Here is a 25,463-nt window from a genome sequence, read left to right as displayed (position 1 = left end):
CCGGGCTACCGGGGACAGGCGAGGCTAGGCTCAGTGGCTATAGCCCGGCTTCTGGCGAATGGTCTTGAGCAGGTCGTCCGGGCTGATGTGGCCGACCACCTGGGTCGCGGCGCTGCCCGGTTGTGGCAGGTCGAGGATATGGCCCTTCATCTTGCCGATCACGTGCATCTCGCACGGCTTGCAGTCGAACTTCAGGGTCAGTACCTCATCGCCATGCACCAGCTGCATCGGCGCCACCTTGGTGCGCACACCGGTCACGCCCTTGGCCTGCTTCGGGCACAGGTTGAAGGAGAAGCGCAGGCAGTGCTTGGTGATCATCACCGGCACTTCGCCGGTTTCCTCGTGGGCCTCGTAGGCGGCGTCGATCAGCTGCACGCCATGGCGATGGTAGAAGTCGCGCGCCTTCTGGTTGTAGACGTTGTAGAGGAACGACAGGTGCGACTCCGGGTACACCGGCGCCGGGTCGGTCTCGGCCTTGCGGCTACCACGCGGATGGGCGGCCACGCGCGCTGCGGTCAGTGCTTCGATGGCATCGCGGCGCAGCGCCTTGAGCTGTGAGTTGGGCACGAAGAACGCCTGCGGTGCATCCAGCGCCACGCTCTGGGCATGGTAGATGGTGGTGCCGAGCTGGGTGAGCAGGTCGCGCAGGCCATCGAGCGCCTGTTCCGGCTTGTTGGCGACGCCGAACGGGCCGGGCAGGGCGACGTCGACGCTGATGCCTTCTTCGCTGGTGGCGGTGAGCTTGAGTGTGTCCTCGCGCAGCTCGGCCTTCCAGCTCACGCCGATACGGCGTTCGGCGCTGGTGCGTTGCAGCGCCTGCTGCCAGTTGTGGTCGAGGTTGCGCGAGAGCGGATGATTCGGGCGCAGACGGAACAGACCCTCGGGCATCTCGTTGGGCTCGACGCGGTAGCGATAGCGCTTCTCGCCGTCTTCCTCGAACTCACCTTTCAGCTCGGCGATATTGGCGCGGAAACCCACCACCTCGCGCTTGACCAGCACGTTGAGGCCGTCGCCGTTGGACAGCGGCTCGTGGGTGACGGCGATCAGGTCGCGCTTGTTCACTTTCTCGACATGGCCGACGGGCAAGCCAGTGAAGGTCGGCGAGTCAAAGGCGCCGATGTCCACCTTGCGCTCGGTGACGAAGTAATCGGTGCTGCCACGGTGGAAGGTCTTGTCCGGATCGGGCACGAAGAAGTGCGCGGTACGACCGCTGGAGGCGCGGGCGAGGTCCGGGCGATCCTCGAGAATGGCGTCGAGTTCGCGGCGGTAGTGGGCGGTGATGTTCTTCACGTAGGCCACATCCTTGTAGCGGCCCTCGATCTTGAAGGAGCGCACGCCGGCTTCGACCAGGGCGCGCAGGTTGGCGCTCTGGTTGTTGTCCTTCATCGACAGCAGGTGTTTCTCGTAGGCGATCACGCCGCCTTTTTCATCCTTGAGGGTGTAGGGCAGGCGGCAGGCCTGCGAGCAGTCGCCGCGGTTGGCGCTGCGCCCGGTCTGCGCGTGGGAGATGTTGCACTGGCCGGAGAAGGCCACGCACAGCGCGCCGTGGATGAAGAATTCGATGGCCGCGTCTGTGGCATCGGCAATCTGGCGGATTTCCTGCAAGTTCAGCTCGCGCGCCAGCACCAGCTGGGAGAAGCCGGCCTGATCGAGAAACCTGGCCCGCTCAAGGGTGCGGATATCGGTCTGGGTGCTGGCATGCAGCTCGATGGGCGGAATATCCAGCTCCATCACCCCCATGTCCTGCACGATCAGCGCATCCACGCCCGCGTCGTAGAGCTGGTGGATCAGCGCGCGCGCCGGCTCCAGCTCATCGTCATGCAGGATGGTGTTGATCGTGGTGAACACGCGCGCATGATAGTGGCGGGCGAACTCCACCAGCCTGGCGATATCGCTCACTTCGTTGCAGGCATTGTGCCGCGCGCCGAAGCTCGGGCCGCCGATATAGACGGCGTCGGCGCCATGCAGAATGGCCTCGCGGGCGATCTCGACGTCACGCGCAGGGCTGAGCAGTTCCAGGTGGTTCTTGGGCAAGGACATGGTGTTTTCTTTTATCAGGCTGGCACACGGGCAAGGCGCGCATTGTACCGGGCTGACGGCCTGTGGGCACTCGCCAGATGCCGGACGGCTGGTAATACGCACCGATGGCGGTACAGTAGCGGCCTTTTTCAGGCGGAGGCGTGGCGATGGACAACAGAGGGTTGGAGAAGCTCGATCAGTGGCTGCTCAAGTACGGCAACGATGACTCGATCCTGTCCGCCAGCGAGCTGGACGGTTATTTCGCCGCCATCGTCTCCGCCCCGCGCCAGGTCGCGCCTGCCATCTGGTATTCGGCGATCTGGGTCGACCAGCCGCCGCAATGGCCCAGCGACAAGGATGGTGAGCGTTTCATGAAGCTGGCCGTCGAGCTGATGAGCGAAGCCGCCTACATGCTCAGCGAGGAGCCAGATGACTATGAGGCGATCTTCCTGGCTGACAACAACGGCAAGGGCGAGAAGCTGATCGTCTCCGAGTGGTGTGCGGGCTATCTGCGCGGTGCGGCAGTTGCCGGTTGGCTGGAGCAAGCGCTGCCCGAGTCGGCGCAGGCGGCCCTGGCGCTGATCACTCTGCACGGCGACGAAAGTGGCAGCGAGACGCTCAAGGCCATGACCGATGCCGAATACGAAGCCAGCACAGCGATGCTGGAACCGGCCGCCGTCGAGCTTTATGAGTACTGGCAGCAGAACCTGGACCCGCTGCTGCCGGTTCGCCGCGAAGAGACCAAGGTCGGGCGCAACGACCCGTGCAGTTGCGGCAGCGGCAAGAAATACAAGCAGTGCTGCATGCGCTGACCGGTCGCTGTCAGCATGTTTGGCGAGCGAGCCCCGGCGTCGTGCTCAACTGCAGCACGGGTCCTCGCTCATGGCCAACAGCTCCGGCCGAGTGCCGAAAACCTGCATCACGTCATTCATCGACATCCACCAGTCGTCGTGCCACTTGAGTACGCGCAGGCGTTTGTTTGCCGTGTTCAGCTGTCGATAGCTGGGCAGGCTGGAGCTGCTGAACAGGTGCGGCAGCAGGACTTGGCAGAGCCAGCTGCGCAGACGTTCAGCGCGTGGGCTGGTGCTGCTCAGGCTCAGGCGTAGCAGGTTCTCCAGGTCGATCATGGCTTGAGGCGTTTCCTCATTGCCGAAAAGAATGCCCTCCGGTCGACAGTGAAGCAGCAGGGCGGCTTGTTCGTCGGCCAGTTCCAGGGCCTGGCAAACGGTCTGCGCGACGAACCAGAAACGGCCATCGGCGGCGCGCTGCACGGTGAGACGAATGTCTTCGAAGACGGGGTTGATCGGACTGGTCATGGCGCCCTCCCTAGTGCATGAAACAACGGCCTGTTGAATGCGATGAAACCATGAATTTCATTTAATATACAACTGACTGTTCAATCAAGCATGGAAGCGGAATTTAACGTCCGCGTCCATGACCGAAAAAACCGAATTCGCCCAGCGCCTGCGTAGCGCCATGATTGCGGCTGGATATCCAGATCGCCCCGCCGTGCTCGAGCGCGAGTTCAATTCGCGTTACTGGGGCCGTTCCGTGACCTTTCAGGCGGTTTCCCGCTGGTTGCGTGGCGAGGCGATACCGTCGCAGGACAAATTGCAGGTGCTTGCCGAGTGGCTGCGTATCGAACCGCAGGTACTGCGCTTTGGCGCACAGGCCGGTGCCGCCGTACGCGAGCAGCGTGGCCGTTGGGAAGATCCCAAGTTCTATCAGGAACGTGAGGTGATCGAGGCCTTTCTGGCTCTGCCTGCTGCGCAGCGCAAGGTCGTGCGAGAGGTCGTCATGGCGCTGGCCATCGCGGCCAATGCTGACTCCGGCAAGAAGCCAGGCTAAGGATCAGGCTGGAGTCAGTCGTGGTTGTGGTTGTCAATTCCCTTCCGGCAAGGCTTGCCCGGCGCTGACTCGAGGCAGATCACCTGTTGTTTCCAGGGCCGCATCCAAGAACCTGCTCAAAGCTCTGGCTCGCGAGACGTTGAACAGGCTCTTTATTCAGCCCAGCAGTTCGGCAAACGCCTTGTCTGCTTCCAGCACCGCTGGCAAGGCTTCGAACAGCTTGTTCAGGTCGACTTCCTCGAACAATGGGCCTTCCAGGCTCTGCCGTGCCTGTTCGCTGACGCCGTCCAGCTCGATGGTTTCCGCGACGATTACCGACTGTGCGACCAGGCGCGCGTAGCGGCCGTCACTGGGCGCCTGAGTCGGACGTGCCTGATAGGCAATCGCTTGCTGGATAAGCGCCGGCAACTGCCAGCGGCGCGCCAGTTCAGCGCCCACTTCCGGGTAGCCGAAGCCCAGTTGCAGGGTTTCCTCGGCGGCGTGGGCCGCGGCTTCACGTTTCGGATGACGGTTCATGCGCCGGGCGAAATCCGGCGCGCCGGTCTGGATCAGCAATTCGCCGATGTTGTGCATCATGCCGCAGGTGAAGGCGGCGTCGGTGTCCAGCTTCAGCTGCTTGGCCAGGCTGCGGGCGATACTGGCGACGCGAAAGCTGCGAATCCAGAAACCCTTGAGGTCGAAGCCGGTATCGACCTGAAACGCGCCCGTCATCGCCGAGGCCAGCACCAGCGTGCGCAGGGTGTTGAAGCCCAGGCGCATGGCGGCGTCCTCGACGCTCACTGCTTCACGGGCCCCGCGAAAACGTGGCGAGTTGGCCAGGCGCAGTACCTTGGCGGCGATGACCGGGTCGCGCTCGATATTGCGCGCCACGCTTTCCAGGCTGGAGGCAGGGTTGTCGAACTGTTGGATCAGATCCTGCGCAACCTTGGGAATGCTGGGCAGGGTGTGCAGTTGGGCGAACAGACTCTCTATGTCCATGGCAACTCCGATACGTACGAACGCTGCAGTGATGGCTGATGAAAAGTGCTCCTTGAGCATAGCTGTGCCTATCGCTGCAGCCAGTCCCATAACCGCTATCTAGAGCCTTTTTCATGGGTGTTACCCGATTGAAACACCAGCCCCGAGGGGCTGGCATGTCGGGGAGGGCTTATTGACGCGGTGCGGTGCTGGTTTCGGCCGCTGCAGACCACACGCGGTAGCGCACTTCGACATCCTTCGGCGCGTAGATCACCAGTGGTAGCTTGCTGTTGTAGCGCACCAGTTGCGGCTCACCGCCAACGCGCACGAAGGCCTGCTTGCGGCTGCCGTCCGGGCAGGCCATCAGCGTGCTCATGGCCGGGCCGACCTGGCCCAGTTCGTAGTAGCTGTAGCCCCAGCCTTCCACGGTCTTTTCCTGCCACTGACCGCCCAGGCGTTGCTGGTTGCAATCCACTTCCAGGGTCTTGCCGGCGATGATCTCTACCTTGTGCTCGGCTTCATTGCTTTGCGCTGGCAGCTCGATCACATGGCGGTTATAGCCGTCGGCAGCGGCGGGGTAGGGCTTGAGCGCCTCCGGGGTGGCGGCGCAGGCGGCCAGCGGCAGGGCGCAGGCGAGGGAGAGCAGCGGCAGTTTGAGTCGGTTCATGATGATTCCTTGCTGAAAGGCCTTGTGGGCCGTCCGTGATGAGGGAACCGCCAGGTCGGCGGCGCAGCACTGACCGTTGTGAATAGGCCAAGTTCCTGCGCTTTTCAAGCCGGTGCGCCGCTGTCAGCTCAGCGTCAGGCGAACACGAAGTACTTGCGCACCGTTTCCACCACTTCCCAGGTGCCTTTCATGCCGGGTTCGACCACGAAGATGTCGCCGGCTTTGAGGTGAATCGGCTCCATGCCGTCCGGGGTGATGATGCAGTAGCCTTCCTGGAAGTGGCAGTACTCCCACTTCACGTACTCCACGCGCCATTTGCCGGGCGTACAGATCCAGGTGCCCATGATCTTGCTGCCGTCTTCGGAGGTGTAGGCATTGAGGTTGACGGTGTGCGGGTCACCTTCGATGCGCTCCCACTTGCAGGCATCGACGACGGGTATCGGCTGGGTGTCGCGCAGAACGGTGATCGGTTTGTTGGCCATGGGGCGCTCCGGTGAGTGATCAAAGGGGCGTTCACCATAGAGCGGGGGCGGGGCGGTCGATTGCCTGGGGTCGACACGGGGCTGCTCATTCGCGCAGTGCGCGGTGCTTTCTATTCCTGAAAAAACCAAGACCAGCTTATCAGGCCGGCCTTGTGGGGCTGCGCTTGCCATCGAGTCATACGACGTTCTCGATCAGGTCATAGGGAAGGTGTCAGGCGGTGCGGTTTTCGATCAGGCGATCAGAGCCACCTTCGGCAACGCGGTTCTCGATCAGACGATCAGAGCCACCTTCGGCAACGCGGTTCTCGATCAGACGATCAGAGCCACCTTCGGCAACACGGTTTTCGATCAGGCGATCAGAGCCACCTTCGGCAACGCGGTTCTCGATCAGACGATCAGAGCCACCTTCGGCAACACGGTTTTCGATCAGGCGATCGGAGCCACCTTCTGCGACGCGGTTTTCGATCAGGCGATCAGAGCCACCTTCGGCAACACGGTTTTCGATCAGACGGTCGGAACCACCTTCTGCGACGCGGTTTTCGATCAGACGGTCAGAGCCACCTTCGGCAACGCGGTTTTCGATCAGACGATCCGAGCCACCTTCGGCGACTACAGGTTGGGCGGAAGAAGCGGCAAATACGTTGGCTGCCAGTACGGAGAAAGCAAAGCTGAGGATGAGTTGGCGTTTCATGATGTGGTGCTCCAGGGGGTTGTGGTTGGGTATGGAGCAGATGTTACGCACTGGATTTTTTCAGAGAACTTCATTGGCTTGATGGTGAACATCGATGTGGCTGATAGCTGGCGAAAGCCCCGCGATAGAAGGCTTCCAGCTGTTTCATAAGCGTCGCTGGGGCCCGTTCATGGTAAGCGTCGAGCTCGACCAGACCGCCGGCATGTCGACGGCAGCGATAGTGATTTTGCCCATTCGCGGCCTGAGCTATGATGCGCGCCCTTCGTCCTCGCGCCCCTGTCATCATGTCCGGCAATGCCCTCTATACCGACCTGTCGGGTTACTACGATCTGATGTGCGCGGACATCGACTACGCCGCCCAGAGTCATTGCGTGCAGCGCCTGCAACAGCTGTTCGGCAACGGCGGCAAGCGCCACCTCGATCTGGCCTGTGGTACCGGCCCGCATGTGCGCCATTTTCTCGATGCCGGCTATGTCAGCAGCGGCCTGGACATCAACCAGCCGATGCTCGACCGCGCCGCCCAGCGCTGCCCCGAAGCACGCTTTGCCCAGCAGGACATGTGCGGTTTTCAGGTCGACGAGCCGCTGGACCTGATCACCTGCTTTCTCTACTCCATCCACTACAGCGCCAGTGTCGAACGGCTCAAGGCCTGCATCGCCAGCGTGCACGGCGCCCTGGCGGCTGGCGGTGTGTTCTGCTTCAACGCGGTGGACAAGCAACGCATCGACAATGCCTCGTTCGTTTCCCACAGCGCGCAGCATGGCGAAGGGCAGTTCCGCTTCAGCTCCGGCTGGTACTACCGCGGTGAAGGCGAGCAGCAGGCGCTGCGCCTGCGCATCGAACGCAGCGTCGCCGAGCAGACCGAGGTCTGGCATGACGAACACCCGATGGTGGCGGTGGACTTCGCCGAGCTGCAAAGCCTGCTGGCGCCGTACTTCGAGGTGCAGGTGCTGGAGCACGACTATCAGCGCCTGGCGCCGTGGGATGGCGGCTCCGGCAACGCGCTGTTTGCCTGCACCAAACGCTGAGGCGAGGCAGCGTCATCCTCGGCCTGGCCATTGCCTCACGCCGGCTCTTCGACGCGCTCGGCTTGCAATGAACGCTGCAGCTCGGCCACCAGCGCATCGACCTTGCCCAAGGCTTGTTTGACGGATTCGGCAAGCAGTTCACCGCCGACTTCCTGGCCCTCGATGGCGATCTGGTGCACGCGGGTGATGCCGATGAAACCGAGCGCAGTGATCAGGTTCGGCTCCAGATGGTTCATATGCGCCATCTCTCCGCCCACATCGAAACCGACGCCGCCGCGCGCCGTGAGGATCACCGCATGGCGCGGCCGGTCGGCCAGCCTGGGTACATAGGGATCGAGCGGGTTGCTTTCATCCACGTCCACCGTGCGGCCGGGGCGTACCACCTGGTCGATCCACGCCTTGAGCGCGGCGGGCATGCCGAAGTTGTACAGCGGCGTGCCGATCACCAGCACGTCGGCGGCGATCAGTTCATCCACCAGGCGATCGCTCTCGGCCAGGGTGTCGTGCATCCAGGCCTCGCGTTTCGGCTCGGGCGTGAAGGATGAGGCGATCCAGTCATGGTTGATGATCGAGGGCGGATTCTGGCCGATGTCGCGGTAGGTAACGACGTCTTGCGGGCGGCGCGCCTGCCACTGGCTGATAAAGCGATGGCTGAGATTGCGGCTGTGCGAACCGTGCTGATCCTTGCCGGCGAGGCCGGGGCGGGCGCTGGCGTCGAGATGCAGAATATGGGGCATGATGAGTCTCCTGATTGAATTTGAATTCATCTGTGATTGGCAGCAGACTCAGGCTAAGGTCGCCTCAGGCGGTCGACAAACGATCAATATTTTTCGCAATGGATGAGGAAAATTCAGGCATGAGCCGGCGCCGACTCCCTCCGCTTTCCGCCTTGCGCGCCTTCGAGGCGGCCGCACGCCACGAAAGCGCCAAGCAGGCCGCGGAAGAACTTTCCGTTACCGCCACAGCGATCAGTCACCAGATTCGCGCACTGGAAGAATCCCTCGGCGTCGCGCTGTTCGTGCGCAAGCCGCGTCAGCTGGAACTGACCATGGCCGGACGTGAACTGCAGCAGGTGCTGGAAAGCGCCTTCGACAGCATCGGCGCCGCGGTCGAACGCCTCAGCGCGACGCCCAGCCGACAGGCCATTACCCTCAGCACCACGCCGGCAGTGGCCGTGCGCTGGCTGCTGTCCTGGGTATGCATGCTGCGCGACTCCCACCCCAATATCGACCTGCGTATCCACGCCTCGCACGAACCGGTGGCGCTCGATGGTGTCACGGCAGATATCGCCATTCGCTACGGCGACGGCCGCTGGCCCGGCCTGGTGGCGGAAAAACTCTTCGACAACACCTTTGTCCCGGCCTGCAGCCCGTTGCTGGGGCTGCACGATGCGACTGAGCTGCCCAGGCATACGCTGATTCATTTTCGTAACCAGGCAGCGATCTCCTCGCCGATGGACTGGGCCGTCTGGCAGAAACAGGCTCAGGTGCCGGGGCTGGATGTCAGTGCCGGGTTGGTGTTCTCCGACGAAACCCACGCCGTCTCGGCGGCCGTCGGCGCCCAGGGCGTGGCGCTGATGAGTCGGCAACTGATCGAGGATGAGCTGAGAGAGGGACGACTGGTGCAGCCCTTCGGCCCGGAACTGGAAGGCAAGCCGTTCTTTCTGGTGTACCCGGAGAGCCGCATCAATGACCCGACCATTCTCGCGGTGCGGGAGTGGATCATGTCGGTGCCGGGTGGCTTGTGTTCGGTGTGACGACTGTTCTCAGAGGCCGCAGCCACAGCACCCGCTAAGCATCCGTGACACGATTTGCCGGTATACAAGCGAGAGTTGAACCCATGGATCTGCAAAAGATCGAGGATGAAGCCCGGCAGCTTTTCAAGAAGGAGCGGGCATCGCTGATCCAGTCAATGCAGCGCGCGCGAGGGCAGGCGCTCGTCGACCAGTTGCTGAGCCTGAAGGGCGAGCGCGTCGAGGTGCGCGTCACGCTGTTTTTCCGCCTGTTGCATGGCGCGCTGGCCGTGCTGCTTGAGCAGGTAAGCGTGAATCTGCCTGACCTCCGTGGAGGCAAACACCGGCGCCAGGTCGGCGACCGCCACCATACCACTGGAGCGATAGTCGCGGCTGCTCATCACAACCAGCGCACCTTGAGCGGCCAGCACCTGCAAGCGCAGGGCCTCGAACAGCGGCACCTTGGCTGCCACGCAGGCCAGCTCCAGGTGCGGACGATGCGCTAGCACGCGCTGCAGCAGTGCGTGGCCGATGCCCTTACGGCGGTGTGCGGCATCTACCGCCAGATAGGCGAGGGTGCAGGCGGCAGCATCGTCCGGGCTCGGCAGATACAGGGCAAACCCCAGCACACGGGCCGGGTCTTCATCGTCCAGCGCCAGTAGCAACTGCACGGGGCCTTCGGCCTCGCCGTTCATGGTCTGCAGGTGCAGATGCAGCTCATAGCCGATCACGTACTGGTACAGCTGATACAGCGGATTGCTCGGCAGCAGCGGTACTGCGCTGACATCGGCGAAGTAGTCCACCACCATCTGCTGCACCTGGCTCTTCAGGGACTCGGGCGGCGGGCTGCTGAGGTGGGAAAGGGTGAACATCGGTATATGGGTTCCGCTGGAGAATGCGTGGGCCGTGGATTGTAACCCGCAGGCTGCGCGCATGATCCGTCTCCGGCTTACAGTTCGGTGCTGCTGGGTGTTGTTGCCGCTATCCGGTCGGCCGCGACTCGCCACCTGTGCGGTCATCCACCCGCGTGCTGTTGCGGCCGCCGCGCTTGGACTGATAGAGCGCGGCGTCGCCTTGTTCGATCAGTGCTGCCAGGCTGGCCGGTGGTCGGTCGAACAGCGTGGCGCCGATACTCAGGGTGACGGCCTGCGGTGTGGCGAAAGCCTGCGATGCCATGTGATTGAAGCGTTGGCGCAGCGTATCGCCCAGGGCCACGACGCGCTCAGTCGACGCATCGCCCATCAGGATGACGAACTCGTCGCCGCCCAGGCGAGCGGTGAGCGCGCGCTCCGGCAGCAGCGCGCGCAGCATCTCGCCGAGGGCGATCAGTAGGTGGTCCCCCGCAAGGTGGCCGTGGAGATCGTTGGCCTGCTTGAAGTTGTCGATATCGATCAGCAGCAGCGCGCCAGGGCGAGCCGGCGAGGTTTCCTTCAGCAGGTTGCCGGCTCTCGCTTCCAGCGCGCGGCGGTTGTACAGCGCGGTCAGTGGATCGCGAGCGGCCAGGCGCTCGATGCGTTTCTCGCGGCGCCAACGTACGGTGCCGGTCATCGACAGGGCAATCAGCATCAGGGCCATGGCACCTTCCACCAGCGACACCTGGATGATCAAACCACGAAAGGCGCTCAGGTCTATCAGCGTGCCGGGAATCACGGCGGTCATTGCCTTGGCCGCATAGAACAGGCCATGCATCAGCAATACATAGCGCAACTGAACGGCGCCCACGCTCAATGACCTGCCATGAGGGCGCAGCAGGGCGCTGGCCTTGAGGGTGACCAGGGCGACCAGCATCGAGTTGGTGAACAGCATGACTCGGGACCACAGCGGTCCCTCCGGCAGGAGCAGCATCGCCAGCCAGGCGACGAAGATCAGGTACCAGGCTCGCGAGAAGCGCGCCTCGGTGAAGCGTGCAACGCCCAGCAGGAACAACCAGTGGGCCGTGACCAGCAGGCCATTGGCGAACCAGATACCGATCAGGATCAGGCCGCTGCCGCGCAGCAGGGCAAGGGTCGAGCCGATGGCGATGGTCGCGAAGCCCGCACTCCAGAACAGCAAGGGCGACTCCCTTACGTTGCGCCACTCTACCGCCAGGTACAGCGCAGCGGCCACGGCGAGGGCGACGGTGAGGGTCAGCATGGTGGGGGCGTCGAACGCCATGTTCTGCAGGGCCTGTATGGATCGATGACGAGCGCGCGGTGGGCATCACACCGGCGGTCTTTGGGGAGCAGAGTTTAAGGGGTAGTGATGATTTTCCAAGGGCTGACGGTCGAGCAACATCGGCGTTGGGCGCTTTACCTGTGGCTTGAGCAACTCCAGTGCTGCAACCGGGCTTGGTGCGTCTCGGGTAACATGGCGCGCCCTGAACACCGACCCGGACGCGTCTTATGCCATCGCCGAAACGAAAACACTCAGGCATCGAGCGCGAGCTGATCCGCACCCTGACCCTTGCCTGTGAAACGGCGAAAAGCGAAATCGTCGGCTTCCAGTGGCTGACCCATGACGTGGACTACGAGCGGTTTCCGCAGAGCTTGCGCGTGATCTGGATGTTCGACAGCGAGGCGAGCAGGGCGCGCGCACTCGCCAGTTCGGACAAGGCGCGAATGCTGGCGCTGACGTTAGGCGCTTTCGATGAAGTGGGCATCAGCGTTTCCAACATCGCTGAACACGTAGCGTTCTCGGTCGAGCGACCGGCAAGGGGCAAGCGTGGCCAAGGACATTGAGAACCCCTGCGTGTCGCTGTGCCAGCTCAACAGCGAGCTGTGCGTCAGTTGCGGGCGCACGCGTGAGGAAATCCGCAAATGGCGGGGCATGAAACGGCCGGAGAAGATGGCCTGCGTGCAGAAGGCCGCGGCGCGGATGAAGGCGATTGCCAAGAAGAAGGGTAAAGGTCAGTAGGGTGGATGACGCTTTTTTCATCCACCGTCAGCGGTTGTCCGGGCTACTTACTAAGCCGTGCGATCACATCCTCTGATGACATGACCTCAGCATATTCGGCGCCCAGTATGGCCAACGTCAGCTCGTGCACGGTCGAGGCATCCCAGCGGGTTCCACCTGGCCCTGTTACAGGTACGGCAGTTGTGGCATCTGACGGGAGGATGATGCTGTACCCGAGCGCTTTGCCTGCGCGGACGGTGGCATCCATGCTGTTGTGAATCACAACGCCCGTCAGCACGATGCGATTTGCATTCATTCCCTTCAGCGTGGCATCCAGTTGGGTGCCTATGAACGCGCAGTTTTCATGCTTGATGATGACGGCCTCGCCCTCTATCGGCGCGACTTCCTTTTTGATGCCATTCCAGGGGCCGTGAAGGTAATAGCTGGAGGTGGGCGTCTTTTCATCGTGCTTTACGTGAAGAACTGGCCAGCCGTTTGATCGCCAGAATTGCAGGAGACGTTGGATGACGGACAGGTAACCGGGGTGACTTTTGTCATTCCAGACGGGCTGGTCGATGGCGTCCTGAACGTCGAGGATGATCAAGGGGATTGGGCTGGGCGTGTTCGGCATTTGGTGTCGTCTCCTTACGATGTGGGTGCAGTGTGCTGCAGTGTTTTTCTATCAACAACCATGGCAGCTCGATAGCTTCAGCGTTGCCGGCAGGCGTAGGGTGGATGACGCTTTTTTCATCCACCATTGCGATGGTGAGCCAGCTCTCTTCCCTTCGGCGTGAACCCGCCGCTTCTACGTTGTTGCCGATACCGGTTCCGCTCTTACAGCGGCTCACTTTTGGCAGACGCCCCAAAAGTAAGCAAAAGGTCTCTGCCCCTGCCATCCGGCCCGACTTCGTCGGGTTCCCTCGCTCCATCATTGCTCCAGGGGCACGCCGCGAAGGGCCATCCCTGGCCCATCGCGGCTCTCGCGGCATCCATGCCGCTCAACCCCTTACACAACGATTCCACTCGGCCTCCTGACGGGGCGTTTGGCGTTGCCTGCGAGATTGGCGTACCAGAATCCAAAGAAGCCCAAGCATTGCGGCAAAGCCGCAATGCTTGGGCTCTGCTTTTTTCTTTTTGTTTTTTCTGCGCGGACAGGTCAGGCGACTCGGTCTCCGAATCCCGTCAGGAGGCCGAGTGGAGGTGCTGTGGAGAGGGGCGTTTGGCATGGATGCCAAACGAGGAGTGATGGGCCAGGGATGGCCCTTCGCGACGACCCTCGGAGCAGAGCCGGAGCGAGGGGAGTTTCGCGCAGCGAAACCCGGATGCCGGGCGCGCTTTCTCTTTGGTTACTTTCTCTTTCGCGCGAGCAAAGAGAAAGTGACTCGCCGTAAGGGCGAAACCAGTAGAAGAGCGCGACACAGAAAATAAATCTGTCCCCTTTTTCTGCGAGCACTCAAGCGAAGGCCAAAACCCTATCCACTACTAACCCGAGCGCGCCCAGCGCAACGCACGGAAATCCAGAAGAAGGGACATCCAAGGAGGGCTAAGTAAGTGCCATTCAAATCTGTCCCCTTTTTCTCTAGGGTGATCAACGCACTTCGTAGCCTTTTATTTTATTGTGCCCTTGGTTTCTTCTTTCAATCGATTTAGTCGCATGTCTTTTAGGAATTCTTTGGCGAAGTTTGTTAGCTGCCAATATTCATTTTTATCTGATACCGCATGCTTGCGGCTTGATGGCTCCACTAAATTTAATGCGGCTAAGTCTGCCAGCCAATCGGTGACATTGTTTGTGGGTAATGGCCAGGTTCCTCTTATTTCCCTTTTGGGATCATCTTTGAGATGGAATGCAAGAGAGTAATTTATGTCAGTTGATGATTTTTCCTGGATTAGTTCTGGTGCGATCAATGAGAAAATGCTAAGCAGTGTTGATTTTTTCTGGGCTTCCCAGTCTTTTGAGTCGTGATAATAGATATATACTTCCACTTCGGATGTTTTGAGGATTTCTTTTATCTCCCCGTTTGATTCCGTTTTTTGAATTGTCTCTTTTAGGGTTTTCAGCTCTTCACGTAACTCGTGATTTTCTATACTTAGACGCGCTTGTAGTGGTCAACCCATCCCGGACAGTGGGTTAAGTTTTTCTTCGGCAGCGGCGGGCGGCAGCCCGTCGTTGAATTGATGTGGCCTGATCCAGTTGTAGCGGTGCATCAGGTAATGACTGATGTCCCGCTGAGCCTCCTGAGCTGTCAGGTAACCGGTCGGCGGAACCCACTCCGACTTCAGACTCCGGAACAACCGCTCCATCGGTGAATTGTCCCAGCAATTACCTCGACGGCTCATGCTCTGTTCCATCCGATATCGCCACAACCGCTGCCGAAACAGGCGGCTGGCGTACTGGCTGCCCTGATCGGAATGAAACAGCACCTGCTGCGGTTTGCCTCGTTGCTCGTAGGCCATATCCAGCGCCTTGATGACCAACTCCGTATCCGGCTTGGCGGAGAATGCCCAGCCAATTACTCGTCGTGCATGCAGATCCAGCACCACCGCTAAGTAATTCCAGCGGCCTTGCGCCCAGATGTAGGTGATATCGCCGCACCAGACCTGGTTGGGTCGTTCGGTGGCGAACGCACGGTTCAGCCGGTTCGGGATATCTGGCCGTTCAACCGTAGCCTGCTTGTACGCATGCGAGCCTGGTTGTTTGCTGACCAGGCCCAACTCGCGCATTAACCGACGCACGCGAAAGCGGCCAATGCTTACGCCATCCTCACGCAGCATGCCCAGAATGCTTCGGCTACCAGCCGATCCTCGACTCTGGTTGAACAGCTGATTGACCTGACTGCGCAGTGCAACGCGGCGCGCATCAACACGGCAGCGCCGTAGACGATGGGCGTAGTAGCAAGACCGCACCACGTCGAAGGCTGAACAGACCACTTCCACCGACTCCCGCTCACTCAACTGGTCTATCAGCGCGTACGATTGAACTCGTCCGACATCAAGAGAGCGGTAGCCTTTTTTAGGATCGCTTTCTCCCGTTCCAGTCGGTCGATCCTGGCTTCCAGCTCTTGGATTTTCTGCTGTTCGGGAGTCAATGCTTTGCTTTTCGGGGTGACGCCGAGGCGCTCTTCTTGGAGCTGTTTCACCCAGCGGCGCAATGCCGAGTCCACGACGCCCAGCGAACGGCAGGCCTCGATATGGCTGTAGCCTTGATCCAGCACCAAGACCGCAGCCTCTCGCTTGAACTCGGCAGAAAACGTACGTCGTTGCTTACTCATCGAACACCTCTTAGTGGCGAGGATTTTCGCCTAAATTGGTGTCCGGAATCAGCAGACCACTACAGCTAGCTCCTTAGAAGACTCTCTGTTTTCTGCAAGGTTGGCTCTTACCCAGCCGGTTGCGGGAAACATTTTTATAGTTTTTGCCATGCTTAGAGCGACTATGCCAGGTAGATCCTCTGCCGTTTTCCAAAAGCGCACGAGTCGACCTGTTGCAGCTTTTTCTCTAAAAGACTCTAAGAGTTTTCTAGAAATTTCGTTTTGTTCCGATTTTTCATAAGGTATTTCATTAGGTTTTTCGTGGAGAAGCGCAACAACTTTAATGCCTTTTTCTATTGCGTAATCATATTCTTTTTCTGTGTAACTAATGCCTTGTGCAGTTGTTGAGCCATACCGTCCTCCGATTGCTAATAGATAATAGTCGCAGTCATCTATTATGCGTTTTATGAACTCGAATTGTTCCTCGTCAGTTGCTGGAAAAAGCTCCATTCCCGCCGGTATACAGTCGAGTTCCATAAGTGTTTGAAATATTTTGCTTCGTTCTTCTTTTAGGTCGGAATAAGTAGAGCTAATAAAAACTTGATATTTCTTATCCATTTATTCTTCCTAATAAAAGCCCCGCACTAGGCGGGGCTTTTTATTTGGCTTCAACCCCAACATCCCTGGCAGGTGTAGGGTCAATCTACTCTGATGTCAGCGAGCCATCAATCCCAGCTCAACGCCCCACCAGTCTGATACTCGATCACTCGCGTCTCGAAGAAGTTCTTCTCCTTCTTCAGGTCCATGATCTCGCTCATCCACGGGAAGGGGTTGGTAGTACCTGGGTACTCTTCCTTCAGGCCGATCTGGGTCAGGCGGCGGTTGGCGATGAATTTGAGGTAGTCCTCCATCATCGCCGCGTTCATGCCCAGTACGCCGCGCGGCATGGTGTCACGGGCGTATTCGATCTCCAGTTGGGTGCCCTGCAGAATCATCTGAGTCGCTTCGTCCTTCATCTGGGCATCCCACAGGTGCGGGTTCTCGATCTTGATCTGGTTGATCACGTCGATGCCGAAGTTCAGGTGCATGGACTCGTCACGCAGGATGTACTGGAACTGCTCGGCGGTGCCGGTCATCTTGTTGCGTCGGCCCATGGAGAGAATCTGGGTGAAGCCGCAGTAGAAGAAGATGCCTTCCAGTACGCAGTAGTAGGCGATCAGGTTGCGCAGGAACTGACGGTCGGTTTCCGGGGTGCCGGTTTCGAACTTGGGATCGGAGATCGAGCGGGTGTACTTCAGGCCCCAGGAGGCTTTCTTCGCGACGCTCGGGATCTCGTGGTACATGTTGAAGATCTCGCCTTCATCCATGCCCAGCGATTCGATGCAGTACTGGTAGGCGTGGGTGTGGATCGCTTCCTCGAAGGCCTGGCGCAGGATGTACTGGCGGCACTCGGGGTTGGTGATCAGGCGGTAAACGGCCAGTACCAGGTTGTTGGCAACCAGGCTGTCGGCGGTGGAGAAGAAGCCGAGGTTGCGCATGACGATGCGGCGCTCGTCTTCGCTGAGACCGTCTGTGGATTTCCACAGCGCGATGTCGGCGTTCATGTTCACTTCCTGCGGCATCCAGTGGTTGGCGCAACCATCCAGATACTTCTGCCAGGCCCAGTCGTACTTGAAGGGTACGAGCTGGTTGAGGTCGGCGCGGGCGTTGATCATCTGCTTGTCGCCGACCTGCACGCGTGCGGAGGCACCTTCGAGGTCGTCCAGGCCTTCCTGGATGTCGAGGTCGTTCAGGGCTTTCTTGGCGCGAGCCACGGCCTCGGAGTCGTTGGCGTCGACGGCGCGGGCCTGCTCGACCGAGCCGGCAGCTTCGCTGTCGAGCTTGTCGAAGTTGGTGCCGGCGCTCTGTGCGTTGGCATTGCTTGCGGCGGCTGCTTCTGCGCCGTCTTCCTTGTCGAATTCATCCCAGCTCAGCATGGCTTGGCTCCTGCGTGAGGGCCGGCGAATAAACCGGCCTGTATGGATATACAGATAATTTGAATTATGTTCCGTTGCGTGATGCGCGCAAGGGTAAACGGGTACCACTGGTCAGCAGGCGGTGGATTGCTGGCTGACCCTTGCCCCTCGACCCGGGGGAGGAGGGGCGGGAATTTTGTGGGGAGGGGCAGGGCTCAGGTAGGAGCGGATTTATCCGCGAGCTTCGCGGCTGAAGCCGCTCCTACGGAAGAGCCTTGCCCTCTCCCTAACCCTCGGTTCGGGCTTCCTGCTTCACCCTACCTCCTGCATCCCTGCAGTCGTCTCCCGCAAGCGGGAGAGGGGACTGACTGTTGCTTTGCTTTAGAACTACATCAGACTTTCGAGCGTGCAACTGAGCGAGTAGTCGCAAGGCACCTGCTGGAGTGGAGCCCCTGAGCGTACGCATGTACGTGATGGGGGCCGCTCTAGCAGGTAACGCCGCGAATGCCGCTCAGATCCACGCGTCAGCCTTACTGACAAGCTTCGCAGTCGGGTTCGTCGATGGCACAGGCTTTCGGTACGGGCGCCGGGGCCGGGGCGGCCTGCTGGGCAGGAGCCTGGGCCTTGGCCGAGAAGCCTTCGTCGCCACCAGCGGACACTGCGTTGAGCTTGCCGGTGTTGATGGTGGACTTCTCGGTGCTGGTGGCGGCCAGGGCGCGGAGGTAGTAGGTGGTTTTCAGACCACGGTACCAGGCCATGCGGTAGGTCACGTCCAGCTTCTTGCCCGAGGCGCCGGCGATGTACAGGTTCAGCGACTGAGCCTGGTCGATCCACTTCTGACGGCGGCTGGCGGCGTCGACGATCCACTTGGTTTCCACTTCGAAGGCGGTGGCGTACAGGTCTTTCAGATCCTGCGGGATGCGCTCGATCTGCTGCACGGAACCGTCGTAGTACTTCAGGTCGTTGACCATGACGCTGTCCCACAGGCCGCGGTTCTTCAGGTCGCGAACCAGGTAGGGGTTGATCACGGTGAATTCGCCGGAGAGGTTCGATTTCACGTACAGGTTCTGGTAGGTCGGCTCGATGGACTGCGACACGCCAATGATGTTGGAGATGGTCGCGGTCGGCGCGATGGCCATGATGTTCGAGTTACGAATACCTTTCTTCACGCGCTCGCGGATCGGTGCCCAGTCCAGCGACTCGGACAGGTCGACGTCGATGTACTTCTGGCCACGGGCTTCGATCAGGATTTGCTGCGAATCCAGCGGCAGGATGCCTTTGCTCCACAGCGAGCCTTCGAAGGTGCTGTAGGCGCCGCGCTCTTCGGCCAGGTCACAGGAAGCCTGGATGGCGTAGTAGCTGATGGCTTCCATCGACTTGTCGGCGAATTCGACGGCAGCGTCGGAGCCGTAGGCGATGTGTTGCAGGTACAGAGCGTCCTGGAAGCCCATCAGGCCGAGGCCGACCGGACGGTGCTTGAAGTTGGAGTTACGCGCCTGGTCGACGCTGTAGTAGTTGATGTCGATGACGTTATCGAGCATGCGCACAGCGGTCTTCACGGTGCGGCCGAGTTTCTCGATGTCCAGCTTGCCGTCGACGATGTGGTTGACCAGGTTGACCGAGCCCAGGTTGCAGACCGCGATCTCGTCCTTGTTGGTGTTCAGGGTGATCTCGGTGCACAGGTTGGAGCTGTGTACCACGCCCACGTGCTGCTGCGGGCTGCGCAGGTTGCACGGGTCCTTGAAGGTCAGCCATGGGTGGCCGGTCTCGAACAGCATCGAGAGCATCTTGCGCCACAGGTCCTTGGCCTGGATGGTCTTGTACAGCTTGATCTTGCCGTACTCGATCAGGGCTTCGTAGTACTCGTAGCGCTCTTCGAAGGCCTTGCCGGTGAGGTCGTGCAGATCCGGTACTTCGCTCGGGCTGAACAGGGTCCACTTGCCGTCTTCGAAGACGCGCTTCATGAACAGGTCCGGAATCCAGTTGGCGGTGTTCATGTCGTGGGTACGACGACGGTCGTCACCGGTGTTCTTGCGCAGCTCGAGGAATTCCTCGATGTCCATGTGCCAGGTTTCCAGGTAGGCGCAGACCGCGCCCTTGCGCTTGCCGCCCTGGTTGACCGCCACGGCGGTGTCGTTGACCACTTTCAGGAAGGGCACGACGCCCTGGGATTTGCCGTTGGTGCCCTTGATGTAGGAGCCCAGCGCGCGCACCGGGGTCCAGTCGTTGCCCAGGCCGCCGGCGAATTTCGACAGCATGGCGTTGTCGTGGATGGCGCCGTAGATGCCCGACAGGTCGTCCGGCACGGTGGTCAGGTAGCAGGAGGACAGCTGCGGACGCAGGGTACCGGCGTTGAACAGGGTCGGGGTCGACGCCATGTAGTCGAACGAGGACAGCAGGTTGTAGAACTCGATGGCGCGGTCTTCACGGTTCTTCGGCTCTTCGATGGCCAGGCCCATGGCCACGCGCATGAAGAACACCTGTGGCAGTTCGAAACGGATGCCGTCCTTGTGGATGAAGTAACGGTCGTACAGGGTCTGCAGGCCCAGGTAGGTGAACTGCTGGTCGCGCTCGTGGTTCAGCGCCTTGCCCAGTTTCTCCAGGTCGTACTCTTTGAGTTTCGGGTCGAGCAGCTCGAATTGCGAGCCGGCTTCGACGTAGGCCGGCAGGGCCTTGGCGTACAGCTCGGCCATCTCGTGGTGAGTGGCGCTGGCGGTGATGTTGAGGAAGCTCAGGGCCTCGGCGCGGATGTTGTCCATCAGCAGGCGTGCGGTGACGTAGCTGTAGTTCGGCTCACGCTCGACCAGGGTACGGGCGGTCATCACCAGGGCGGTGTTGACGTCCTTCTCGGCGACGCCGTCGTACAGGTTTTTCAGGGTTTCGCGCTCGATCAGCGAACCATCGACTTCGGCCAGGCCTTCACAGGCCTCCGTGATGATGGTTTGCAGGCGGCCCATGTCCAGCGGCTGCAGTTCACCGCCAGCGGTGGTGATGCGGATGCTCGGGTGCGGCTGGGCGATGTCGCTGCCGGCATTGGCGCTCTTGCGCTTGTTGGCCTGGGCTTCGCGGTAGATCACGTAGTCGCGGGCAACTTTCTGCTCGCCGGCGCGCATCAGGGCCAGTTCGACCTGGTCCTGAATCTCTTCGATGTGGATGGTGCCGCCGGACGGCATGCGACGCTTGAAGGTGGCGGTGACCTGCTCGGTCAGGCGCGCGACGGTGTCATGGATACGCGACGAAGCGGCTGCGGTGCCGCCTTCTACTGCGAGGAAGGCCTTGGTGATGGCGACGGTGATCTTGTCATCGGTGTAGGGGACGACAGTGCCGTTGCGCTTGATCACACGCAGTTGGCCGGGCGCGGTGGCAGCCAGATCCTGGGAGGATTCAGCGGCCTGCGGCGCCACGGCCTGCGGGTTCTCGCGAGTAGTGTCGGTATGCATGGAGATCTCCGTGTTCTGTAATTTTTGGTTGGACGTCACGATTAGAAACCGTGCCCTGTCCGCCGTTCATTCCATTAACAACTGAGCCGCACGCGGCAGCGGGGCCGGGTACGGGGTGTCGCAAGAGCGGGCAGGGTGGACACGACTTCAAGTGCCGTCCTGGCGCATAAGTCACAGCGGGGCATTACCACACCCCGCCTACTACATATAGTGGTCGACTGGCGGATAAGACCGCTGTCTGACCGGCTCACACGCAACGTCTGGCGTTGCTGCGCGGCTGTAACCCAGGCCAGGCCTGGGTCAGGGCGAAACGGTTAGCCGGGACATCTGGAAAACCCTGTGAAAAGGGCTTGCGCGATTCGTTCTTTTTGTGTCCCGTTTTCTGCGGTAACCCAACATCTGGTGGGTGCCATGCAATGGGGATACAAGATAGTGCGCTGTTGGAGGCATTGCAAGGCGCTAGAAAAAGAACAGCCTGTGGATAAGCTGTGAGTGCCTTGTGGGTGTTAACAGCGTAGCCCGCGTGTTCTCTGGCTCTGGCTGCTAATGACCGTTCGTCGCTCCTGGCGGAAGGTTTTCAGCGACGTGGCGAAGCTGTTCGGCGGCGCACAGACTACCACTATATATAGTGCTTTTGGCATGTGCTGTGCTTAACCAGGCGCCAGGTCTGGGCGCTGGTTTGTCGCTCGCACCGAGACGCGCTCAGCCCCTAGAATGACGGCGGTGTTTGCGGCACTTGCCGCTATGCAAAGGGGAAAGGGTGTGGAACAAGAAGCGTGGCAGATTCTGATCGTCGAGGATGACCAGCGCCTGGCGCAGTTGACCCGCGAGTATCTGGAGGGCAACGGCCTGCGTGTGGCCATCGAAGCCGATGGCGCGCGTGCGGCGGCGCGGATTCTCGCCGAGCAACCGCATCTGGTGATCCTCGACCTGATGCTGCCGGGTGAAGATGGCCTGAGCATCTGCCGCAAGGTGCGCAGCGGCTACAAGGGGCCGATCCTGATGCTCACCGCGCGCACCGACGATATGGACCAGGTGCTGGGCCTGGAGATGGGCGCCGATGACTACGTGTGCAAGCCGGTGCGCCCGCGTGTGCTGCTGGCGCGCATTCGTGCGCTGCTGCGCCGCCGTGAGGGTAGCGAAAGCGAGCGTGATGAAGGTCAGCCGCGGCGTCTGCAGTTCGGCGCGCTGGCCATCGACAGCGCCATGCGCGAAGCCTGGCTGGGCGAGCAGGGCATCGAGCTGACCAGCGCCGAGTTCGATCTGCTCTGGCTGCTGGCGGCCAATGCCGGGCGCATTCTGTCGCGCGAGGAAATCTTCAATTCCCTGCGCGGTATCGAGTACGATGGCCAGGACCGCTCCATCGACGTGCGCATTTCGCGCATCCGCCCGAAGATCGGCGATGACCCGATGCACCCACGGATGATCAAGACGGTGCGCAGCAAGGGGTATTTGTTCGTCGCTGAGGCTGCCGAGGCGCTGCCGTTCGGTGATGCGCCGCCGATCCTGCGCGATTGATCGGGCGGCCATGAACTCGATCTTCCTGCGCATCTATGGCGGCATGCTCGCCGCGCTGGTGCTGGTGGCGCTGCTGGGCGTCGGCACCTTGCACCTGGTCAACGAGGTGCGCGGTGATCAGTACCGCGAAGGGCTGGCGCGCGGCACCTTTCGCCTGATGGCGGACAACCTGCTGCCGATGAACGAGGTGGAACGCCGGCGCGCCCTGGTGGTGTGGTCACGTCTGCTCGGCATCCCGCTGGAGCTGCAGGCCCTGAGCGAGGTGCCGCTGGAAAGCAGCGAGCGCAACCGCCTGCAGCGCGGCCACGTGCTGGTGCAGCAGACCGGCCCGCACTCGGCCAAGGTCTATGGCCTGCTCGATGGCAAGCAGCCGCTGCTGTTGACTGGCGAGATCCAGCAGATCAGCGAGCAGTTGGCGCGGGCCACCAACTACCTGCTGATCGACGAACTGGTGCGCTACCCGGTGCATGAGCAGCCGCAGCGCCTGGCTGAGCTGAAAGCGGCCAAGCAGTTCGGCTTCAACCTGCAGCTGGTGCGGCTCGAGGACGCCACCCTCGACCTCGACCAGCGCAGGCGTATCGACGAGGGCGATACGGTGATGGCGCTGGGCAAGGGTGGCGACTCCATCTATGTGTTCTCCGGCATCGTCGATACGCCTTGGGTGCTGGAGATCGGCCCGCTGTACCAGATGAATCCCTATCCGCCGCAACTGCTGGTGCTGATCGGCGCGCTGGGACTGAGCCTGATCGGCCTGATCGTCTATCTGTTGGTGCGCTCGCTGGAGCAGCGCCTGCGTGCGCTGGAAAGTGCGGCCACGCATATCGCCAGCGGCCGCCTAGATGCCCGCGTGCCGACGCGCGGCGCGGATTCGGTGGGGCGCCTGGCCAGCAGCTTCAACGCCATGGCCGAGCACCTGCAGACCTCCCTGAGCACCCAGCGCGAGCTGGTGCGTGCGGTGTCCCACGAGCTGCGCACGCCAGTGGCGCGGCTGCGCTTCGGTCTGGAGATGATCGCCGATGCGCCGAACGAAAGTGCCCGGCGCAAGTACATGGACGGCATGGACAGCGATATCCAGGACCTCGACAAGTTGGTCGACGAGATGCTGACCTACGCGCGCCTGGAGCAGGGTTCGCCGGCGCTGAATTTCCAGCAGGTGGAGCTCAAGGCGCTGATCGACCAGGTGATCGACGAGCTGGCGCCGCTGAGCAACAAGGTGCGTGTGGAGTGTGGTGCGGTGCTCAGCGTGCAGGCCGAGGGCGCCTGCTGGGTTGAGGCCGAGCCGCGCTACCTGCACCGTGCGCTGCAGAATCTGGTGAGCAATGCCATGCGCTATGCCGAAGGCAAGGTGCTGATCAGCTGTCAGGTCGGCTACAAGCGTTGCCGCATCGACGTTGAGGACGACGGGCCGGGTGTGCCGGAAGAAGCCTGGGAGCGCCTGTTCAGTCCCTTCCTGCGTCTCGATGACAGCCGTACACGGGCTTCTGGCGGGCACGGGTTGGGGCTGTCCATCGTGCGCCGGATCATCTACTGGCATGGCGGTCGGGCGCAGATCGGCCGCAGCGAGAGCCTCGGTGGCGCGCGTTTCAGCCTGGTGTGGCCGCGACAGCAGGGAGAGTAAGGCGCGATTGCGTGTTGGGCCCGGTGCGCATGGCGCACCCTACCGGCGAAGTGCGGGGTATCGTGGTTTTGTAGGGTGCGCCGCGCGCACCGAGTTATCCACGCATGGTGGGGTGCTGCATGATCATGCCGCCACGGCCACCAGGCTCAGCACCTTGTTATCGAACAGCGCGAATTGGCCATCCAGCTCGGTGCCCGTTCGCCAGTCCGGATGCAGGTCGATCAGCAGACGCAGGCGTGCGCTGTCGTGGTCGATCTCCAGCAACTCGGCGTCATGGAAATAGAAGCGCGTCAGGGTCAGTGGGTAGAGCGCCTTGAACAGGCTCTCCTTGAGCGAGAAGGTCAGGCTGATGCGCACGGCGCGGGTCTCGTCGTCCAGGTTTTGCAGGCGCTGCACTTCGGCGGGAGTGAGAATTTCGCCCTGCAGACGCTGGGCGCGCTCGGCTGGCAGCAGGCGCTCGACGTCCAGGCCTAGGGCGCGCCATTGCTCACGCTGGGCGACCAGCGCCGCCGCCCAGTTGTCGCCGTGGGTGATGGAGCCGACCACGCCGAGCGGCCACTGCGGCGCGCGGTCTGCACCGACGGCCGGCACGCCGGGTTGGCCGGTCACGCGGCGCAGGGCCTCGCGCGCGCACAGGCGTCCGGCCAGGTACTCGGCCTGACGCTTGGCCACGCCGCGCACCGGGGCGATATCGCAGCGAGCGAAATCGTCCTCGGCGAGCAGGGCCGGGTCGAAACGGGTGCTGATCAGCTGCGCGCCGGCAAGCGAGTTTGGCAGCGGGTTGTGCGTGTCGAGTGGGCTGCAGCAGGCGGGGTGGTGAGCGTTCATGGGCGCGATTGTGCCGCGTGGCGGACCGTGCAGTCATCCGCCGTTTACATTTCTTTGCAGGCAGGTAACAAAGCTAAACGGACGCTGAGGCTGGCTTTTGTCAGACTGCGCCGGCATTCCCCAGGGAGTGCAGGTGAGGTTGTAGTCAGTGCGAGGGCACTGACGTTTTCTCCGAGTTCGAGAACGGTAGCCCGATTGGGCTGCCGTTTTTTTTGCGCTGCGTTTGGCGCGCGTTTGCCGGCGCGATAGGGTTAAAGCCTCGTAGGGTGCGCCGTGCGCACCGGGTAATCGCGGGGTCTTGGTGCGCGTGGCGCACCCTACCGGGCCGAGGTTGTCGGGCGTGGGAGGCGCTTAAGCGGCGAGCTTCTTGCGGTTGCTGTCGCGGCTAAAGCCCCTCCCACAAAAAAGGTAATGTAGTTCACACAAGAAGTGGTGGAACGCGATTAGTCCTCTCGTCCCTCTGGGGAGAGGGGAGCTAAGCGCGCATCTTTAAATGAACAGTCTTACCTCCTCGTTAGCCAAGGCGTTCGCATTTGCCTTGTGGCTTTCGTGGGGGGATTT

24 protein-coding genes are annotated in these 25,463 nt (G+C 61.4%); 8 read left to right on the top strand and 16 right to left on the bottom strand.

Features of this window, described 5'->3' with window-relative positions; genetic code table 11:
• Window positions 1–30 precede the first annotated feature (30 nt).
• Window positions 31–2,040: a peptidase U32 family protein gene (locus BLT86_RS11450; protein WP_017674909.1), complete on the bottom strand. Its 2,010-nt coding sequence runs from the start codon at window positions 2,038–2,040 to the stop codon at window positions 31–33.
• Between the two features lie 146 nt (window positions 2,041–2,186).
• On the opposite strand from BLT86_RS11450, the gene BLT86_RS11445 reads away from it, so the two are divergent.
• Window positions 2,187–2,831, top strand: coding sequence for a YecA/YgfB family protein (locus tag BLT86_RS11445; RefSeq protein ID WP_092376797.1), 645 nt, complete (start codon window positions 2,187–2,189; stop codon window positions 2,829–2,831).
• A 45-nt stretch (window positions 2,832–2,876) separates the two neighbouring features.
• On the opposite strand, the gene BLT86_RS11440 is transcribed toward BLT86_RS11445, so the two are convergent.
• The gene (locus BLT86_RS11440) at window positions 2,877–3,335 is read right to left on the bottom strand and encodes a BRO family protein (protein ID WP_017674907.1); all 459 of its coding nucleotides are present in this window, start codon (window positions 3,333–3,335) and stop codon (window positions 2,877–2,879) included.
• A gap of 118 nt (window positions 3,336–3,453) precedes the next feature.
• Between BLT86_RS11440 and BLT86_RS11435 the strand changes: the two genes are divergently transcribed.
• Entirely contained in the window at window positions 3,454–3,867 is a 414-nt protein-coding gene (locus BLT86_RS11435) for a transcriptional regulator (RefSeq protein WP_017674906.1), read from the top strand.
• 156 nt (window positions 3,868–4,023) lie between these two features.
• Here BLT86_RS11435 and BLT86_RS11430 read toward each other — a convergent pair whose 3' ends face one another.
• The 4 genes from BLT86_RS11430 to BLT86_RS11415 all read right to left on the bottom strand — a co-directional run bounded on the left by BLT86_RS11430 (window position 4,024) and on the right by BLT86_RS11415 (window position 6,664).
• Complete coding sequence (locus BLT86_RS11430; RefSeq protein WP_072426307.1) at window positions 4,024–4,845, bottom strand: HDOD domain-containing protein; 822 nt, start codon at window positions 4,843–4,845, stop codon at window positions 4,024–4,026.
• Between the two features lie 169 nt (window positions 4,846–5,014).
• Window positions 5,015–5,491 carry a serine protease inhibitor ecotin gene (gene eco / locus BLT86_RS11425; RefSeq protein ID WP_017674904.1) on the bottom strand — a complete coding sequence of 159 codons (477 nt, stop codon included), beginning with the start codon at window positions 5,489–5,491 and terminating at the stop codon, window positions 5,015–5,017.
• 134 nt (window positions 5,492–5,625) lie between these two features.
• Window positions 5,626–5,973, bottom strand: a complete 348-nt coding sequence (locus tag BLT86_RS11420) for a cupin domain-containing protein (RefSeq protein WP_021490144.1) — start codon at window positions 5,971–5,973, stop codon at window positions 5,626–5,628.
• A 211-nt stretch (window positions 5,974–6,184) separates the two neighbouring features.
• Window positions 6,185–6,664 (bottom strand): hypothetical protein, encoded by a 480-nt coding sequence (locus BLT86_RS11415; protein WP_059391265.1) that lies wholly within the window; start codon window positions 6,662–6,664, stop codon window positions 6,185–6,187.
• Window positions 6,665–6,948: 284 nt separating this feature from the next.
• Here BLT86_RS11415 and BLT86_RS11410 point away from each other — a divergent pair, with 284 nt between their 5' ends.
• The gene (locus tag BLT86_RS11410) at window positions 6,949–7,692 is read left to right on the top strand and encodes a class I SAM-dependent DNA methyltransferase (protein ID WP_092380400.1); all 744 of its coding nucleotides are present in this window, start codon (window positions 6,949–6,951) and stop codon (window positions 7,690–7,692) included.
• A gap of 35 nt (window positions 7,693–7,727) precedes the next feature.
• On the opposite strand, the gene BLT86_RS11405 is transcribed toward BLT86_RS11410, so the two are convergent.
• Window positions 7,728–8,429 (bottom strand): FMN-dependent NADH-azoreductase, encoded by a 702-nt coding sequence (locus BLT86_RS11405; RefSeq protein ID WP_092376793.1) that lies wholly within the window; start codon window positions 8,427–8,429, stop codon window positions 7,728–7,730.
• Between the two features lie 119 nt (window positions 8,430–8,548).
• Here BLT86_RS11405 and BLT86_RS11400 point away from each other — a divergent pair, with 119 nt between their 5' ends.
• Entirely contained in the window at window positions 8,549–9,448 is a 900-nt protein-coding gene (locus BLT86_RS11400) for a LysR substrate-binding domain-containing protein (RefSeq protein ID WP_026088377.1), read from the top strand.
• A gap of 152 nt (window positions 9,449–9,600) precedes the next feature.
• Here BLT86_RS11400 and BLT86_RS11395 read toward each other — a convergent pair whose 3' ends face one another.
• Entirely contained in the window at window positions 9,601–10,296 is a 696-nt protein-coding gene (locus BLT86_RS11395; RefSeq protein WP_092376790.1) for a GNAT family N-acetyltransferase, read from the bottom strand.
• A gap of 109 nt (window positions 10,297–10,405) precedes the next feature.
• Window positions 10,406–11,578, bottom strand: a complete 1,173-nt coding sequence (locus BLT86_RS11390; RefSeq protein ID WP_092376787.1) for a GGDEF domain-containing protein — start codon at window positions 11,576–11,578, stop codon at window positions 10,406–10,408.
• A 227-nt stretch (window positions 11,579–11,805) separates the two neighbouring features.
• Between BLT86_RS11390 and BLT86_RS11385 the strand changes: the two genes are divergently transcribed.
• Together BLT86_RS11385 and BLT86_RS11380 are read left to right on the top strand one after the other, a co-directional pair.
• The gene (locus BLT86_RS11385; RefSeq protein ID WP_017674896.1) at window positions 11,806–12,141 is read left to right on the top strand and encodes a hypothetical protein; all 336 of its coding nucleotides are present in this window, start codon (window positions 11,806–11,808) and stop codon (window positions 12,139–12,141) included.
• Window positions 12,125–12,316 (top strand): DUF1289 domain-containing protein, encoded by a 192-nt coding sequence (locus BLT86_RS11380; RefSeq protein ID WP_026088376.1) that lies wholly within the window; start codon window positions 12,125–12,127, stop codon window positions 12,314–12,316. Before BLT86_RS11385 ends, BLT86_RS11380 begins: the two co-directional genes overlap by 17 nt.
• 43 nt (window positions 12,317–12,359) lie before the next feature.
• On the opposite strand, the gene BLT86_RS11375 is transcribed toward BLT86_RS11380, so the two are convergent.
• The 6 genes from BLT86_RS11375 to BLT86_RS11350 all read right to left on the bottom strand — a co-directional run bounded on the left by BLT86_RS11375 (window position 12,360) and on the right by BLT86_RS11350 (window position 20,938).
• A complete protein-coding gene (locus BLT86_RS11375; protein WP_017674894.1) occupies window positions 12,360–12,926 on the bottom strand; it encodes an isochorismatase family protein in 567 nt (188 codons plus the stop codon).
• A gap of 977 nt (window positions 12,927–13,903) precedes the next feature.
• Complete coding sequence (locus BLT86_RS25780) at window positions 13,904–14,278, bottom strand: hypothetical protein (RefSeq protein WP_157719677.1); 375 nt, start codon at window positions 14,276–14,278, stop codon at window positions 13,904–13,906.
• Window positions 14,279–14,401: 123 nt separating this feature from the next.
• A protein-coding gene (locus tag BLT86_RS11365) for an IS3 family transposase (protein ID WP_086005911.1) occupies window positions 14,402–15,564 on the bottom strand; the annotation gives its coding sequence in 2 pieces (ribosomal slippage) (window positions 14,402–15,309 and window positions 15,309–15,564; 1,164 coding nt in all).
• Between the two features lie 48 nt (window positions 15,565–15,612).
• A complete protein-coding gene (locus BLT86_RS11360; protein WP_092376784.1) occupies window positions 15,613–16,161 on the bottom strand; it encodes a DUF4062 domain-containing protein in 549 nt (182 codons plus the stop codon).
• A gap of 107 nt (window positions 16,162–16,268) precedes the next feature.
• Window positions 16,269–17,519, bottom strand: a complete 1,251-nt coding sequence (locus BLT86_RS11355) for a ribonucleotide-diphosphate reductase subunit beta (protein ID WP_017674892.1) — start codon at window positions 17,517–17,519, stop codon at window positions 16,269–16,271.
• Window positions 17,520–18,028: 509 nt separating this feature from the next.
• Window positions 18,029–20,938, bottom strand: a complete 2,910-nt coding sequence (locus BLT86_RS11350; RefSeq protein ID WP_017674891.1) for a ribonucleoside-diphosphate reductase subunit alpha — start codon at window positions 20,936–20,938, stop codon at window positions 18,029–18,031.
• 762 nt (window positions 20,939–21,700) lie between these two features.
• Between BLT86_RS11350 and BLT86_RS11345 the strand changes: the two genes are divergently transcribed.
• Together BLT86_RS11345 and BLT86_RS11340 are read left to right on the top strand one after the other, a co-directional pair.
• Entirely contained in the window at window positions 21,701–22,456 is a 756-nt protein-coding gene (locus tag BLT86_RS11345) for a winged helix-turn-helix domain-containing protein (protein ID WP_017674890.1), read from the top strand.
• A 10-nt stretch (window positions 22,457–22,466) separates the two neighbouring features.
• A complete protein-coding gene (locus BLT86_RS11340) occupies window positions 22,467–24,074 on the top strand; it encodes an ATP-binding protein (protein WP_021490127.1) in 1,608 nt (535 codons plus the stop codon).
• Between the two features lie 123 nt (window positions 24,075–24,197).
• Here BLT86_RS11340 and BLT86_RS11335 read toward each other — a convergent pair whose 3' ends face one another.
• Window positions 24,198–24,902 carry a 4'-phosphopantetheinyl transferase family protein gene (locus BLT86_RS11335; RefSeq protein WP_092376781.1) on the bottom strand — a complete coding sequence of 235 codons (705 nt, stop codon included), beginning with the start codon at window positions 24,900–24,902 and terminating at the stop codon, window positions 24,198–24,200.
• Between the last annotated feature and the right edge of the window lie 561 nt (window positions 24,903–25,463).

Source organism: Pseudomonas sihuiensis (assembly GCF_900106015.1).
Lineage (GTDB): Bacteria > Pseudomonadota > Gammaproteobacteria > Pseudomonadales > Pseudomonadaceae > Aquipseudomonas > Aquipseudomonas sihuiensis.
The sequence above is the reverse complement of the archived record's forward strand: the minus strand, read 5'-3'. Positions and strand labels throughout refer to the sequence as shown.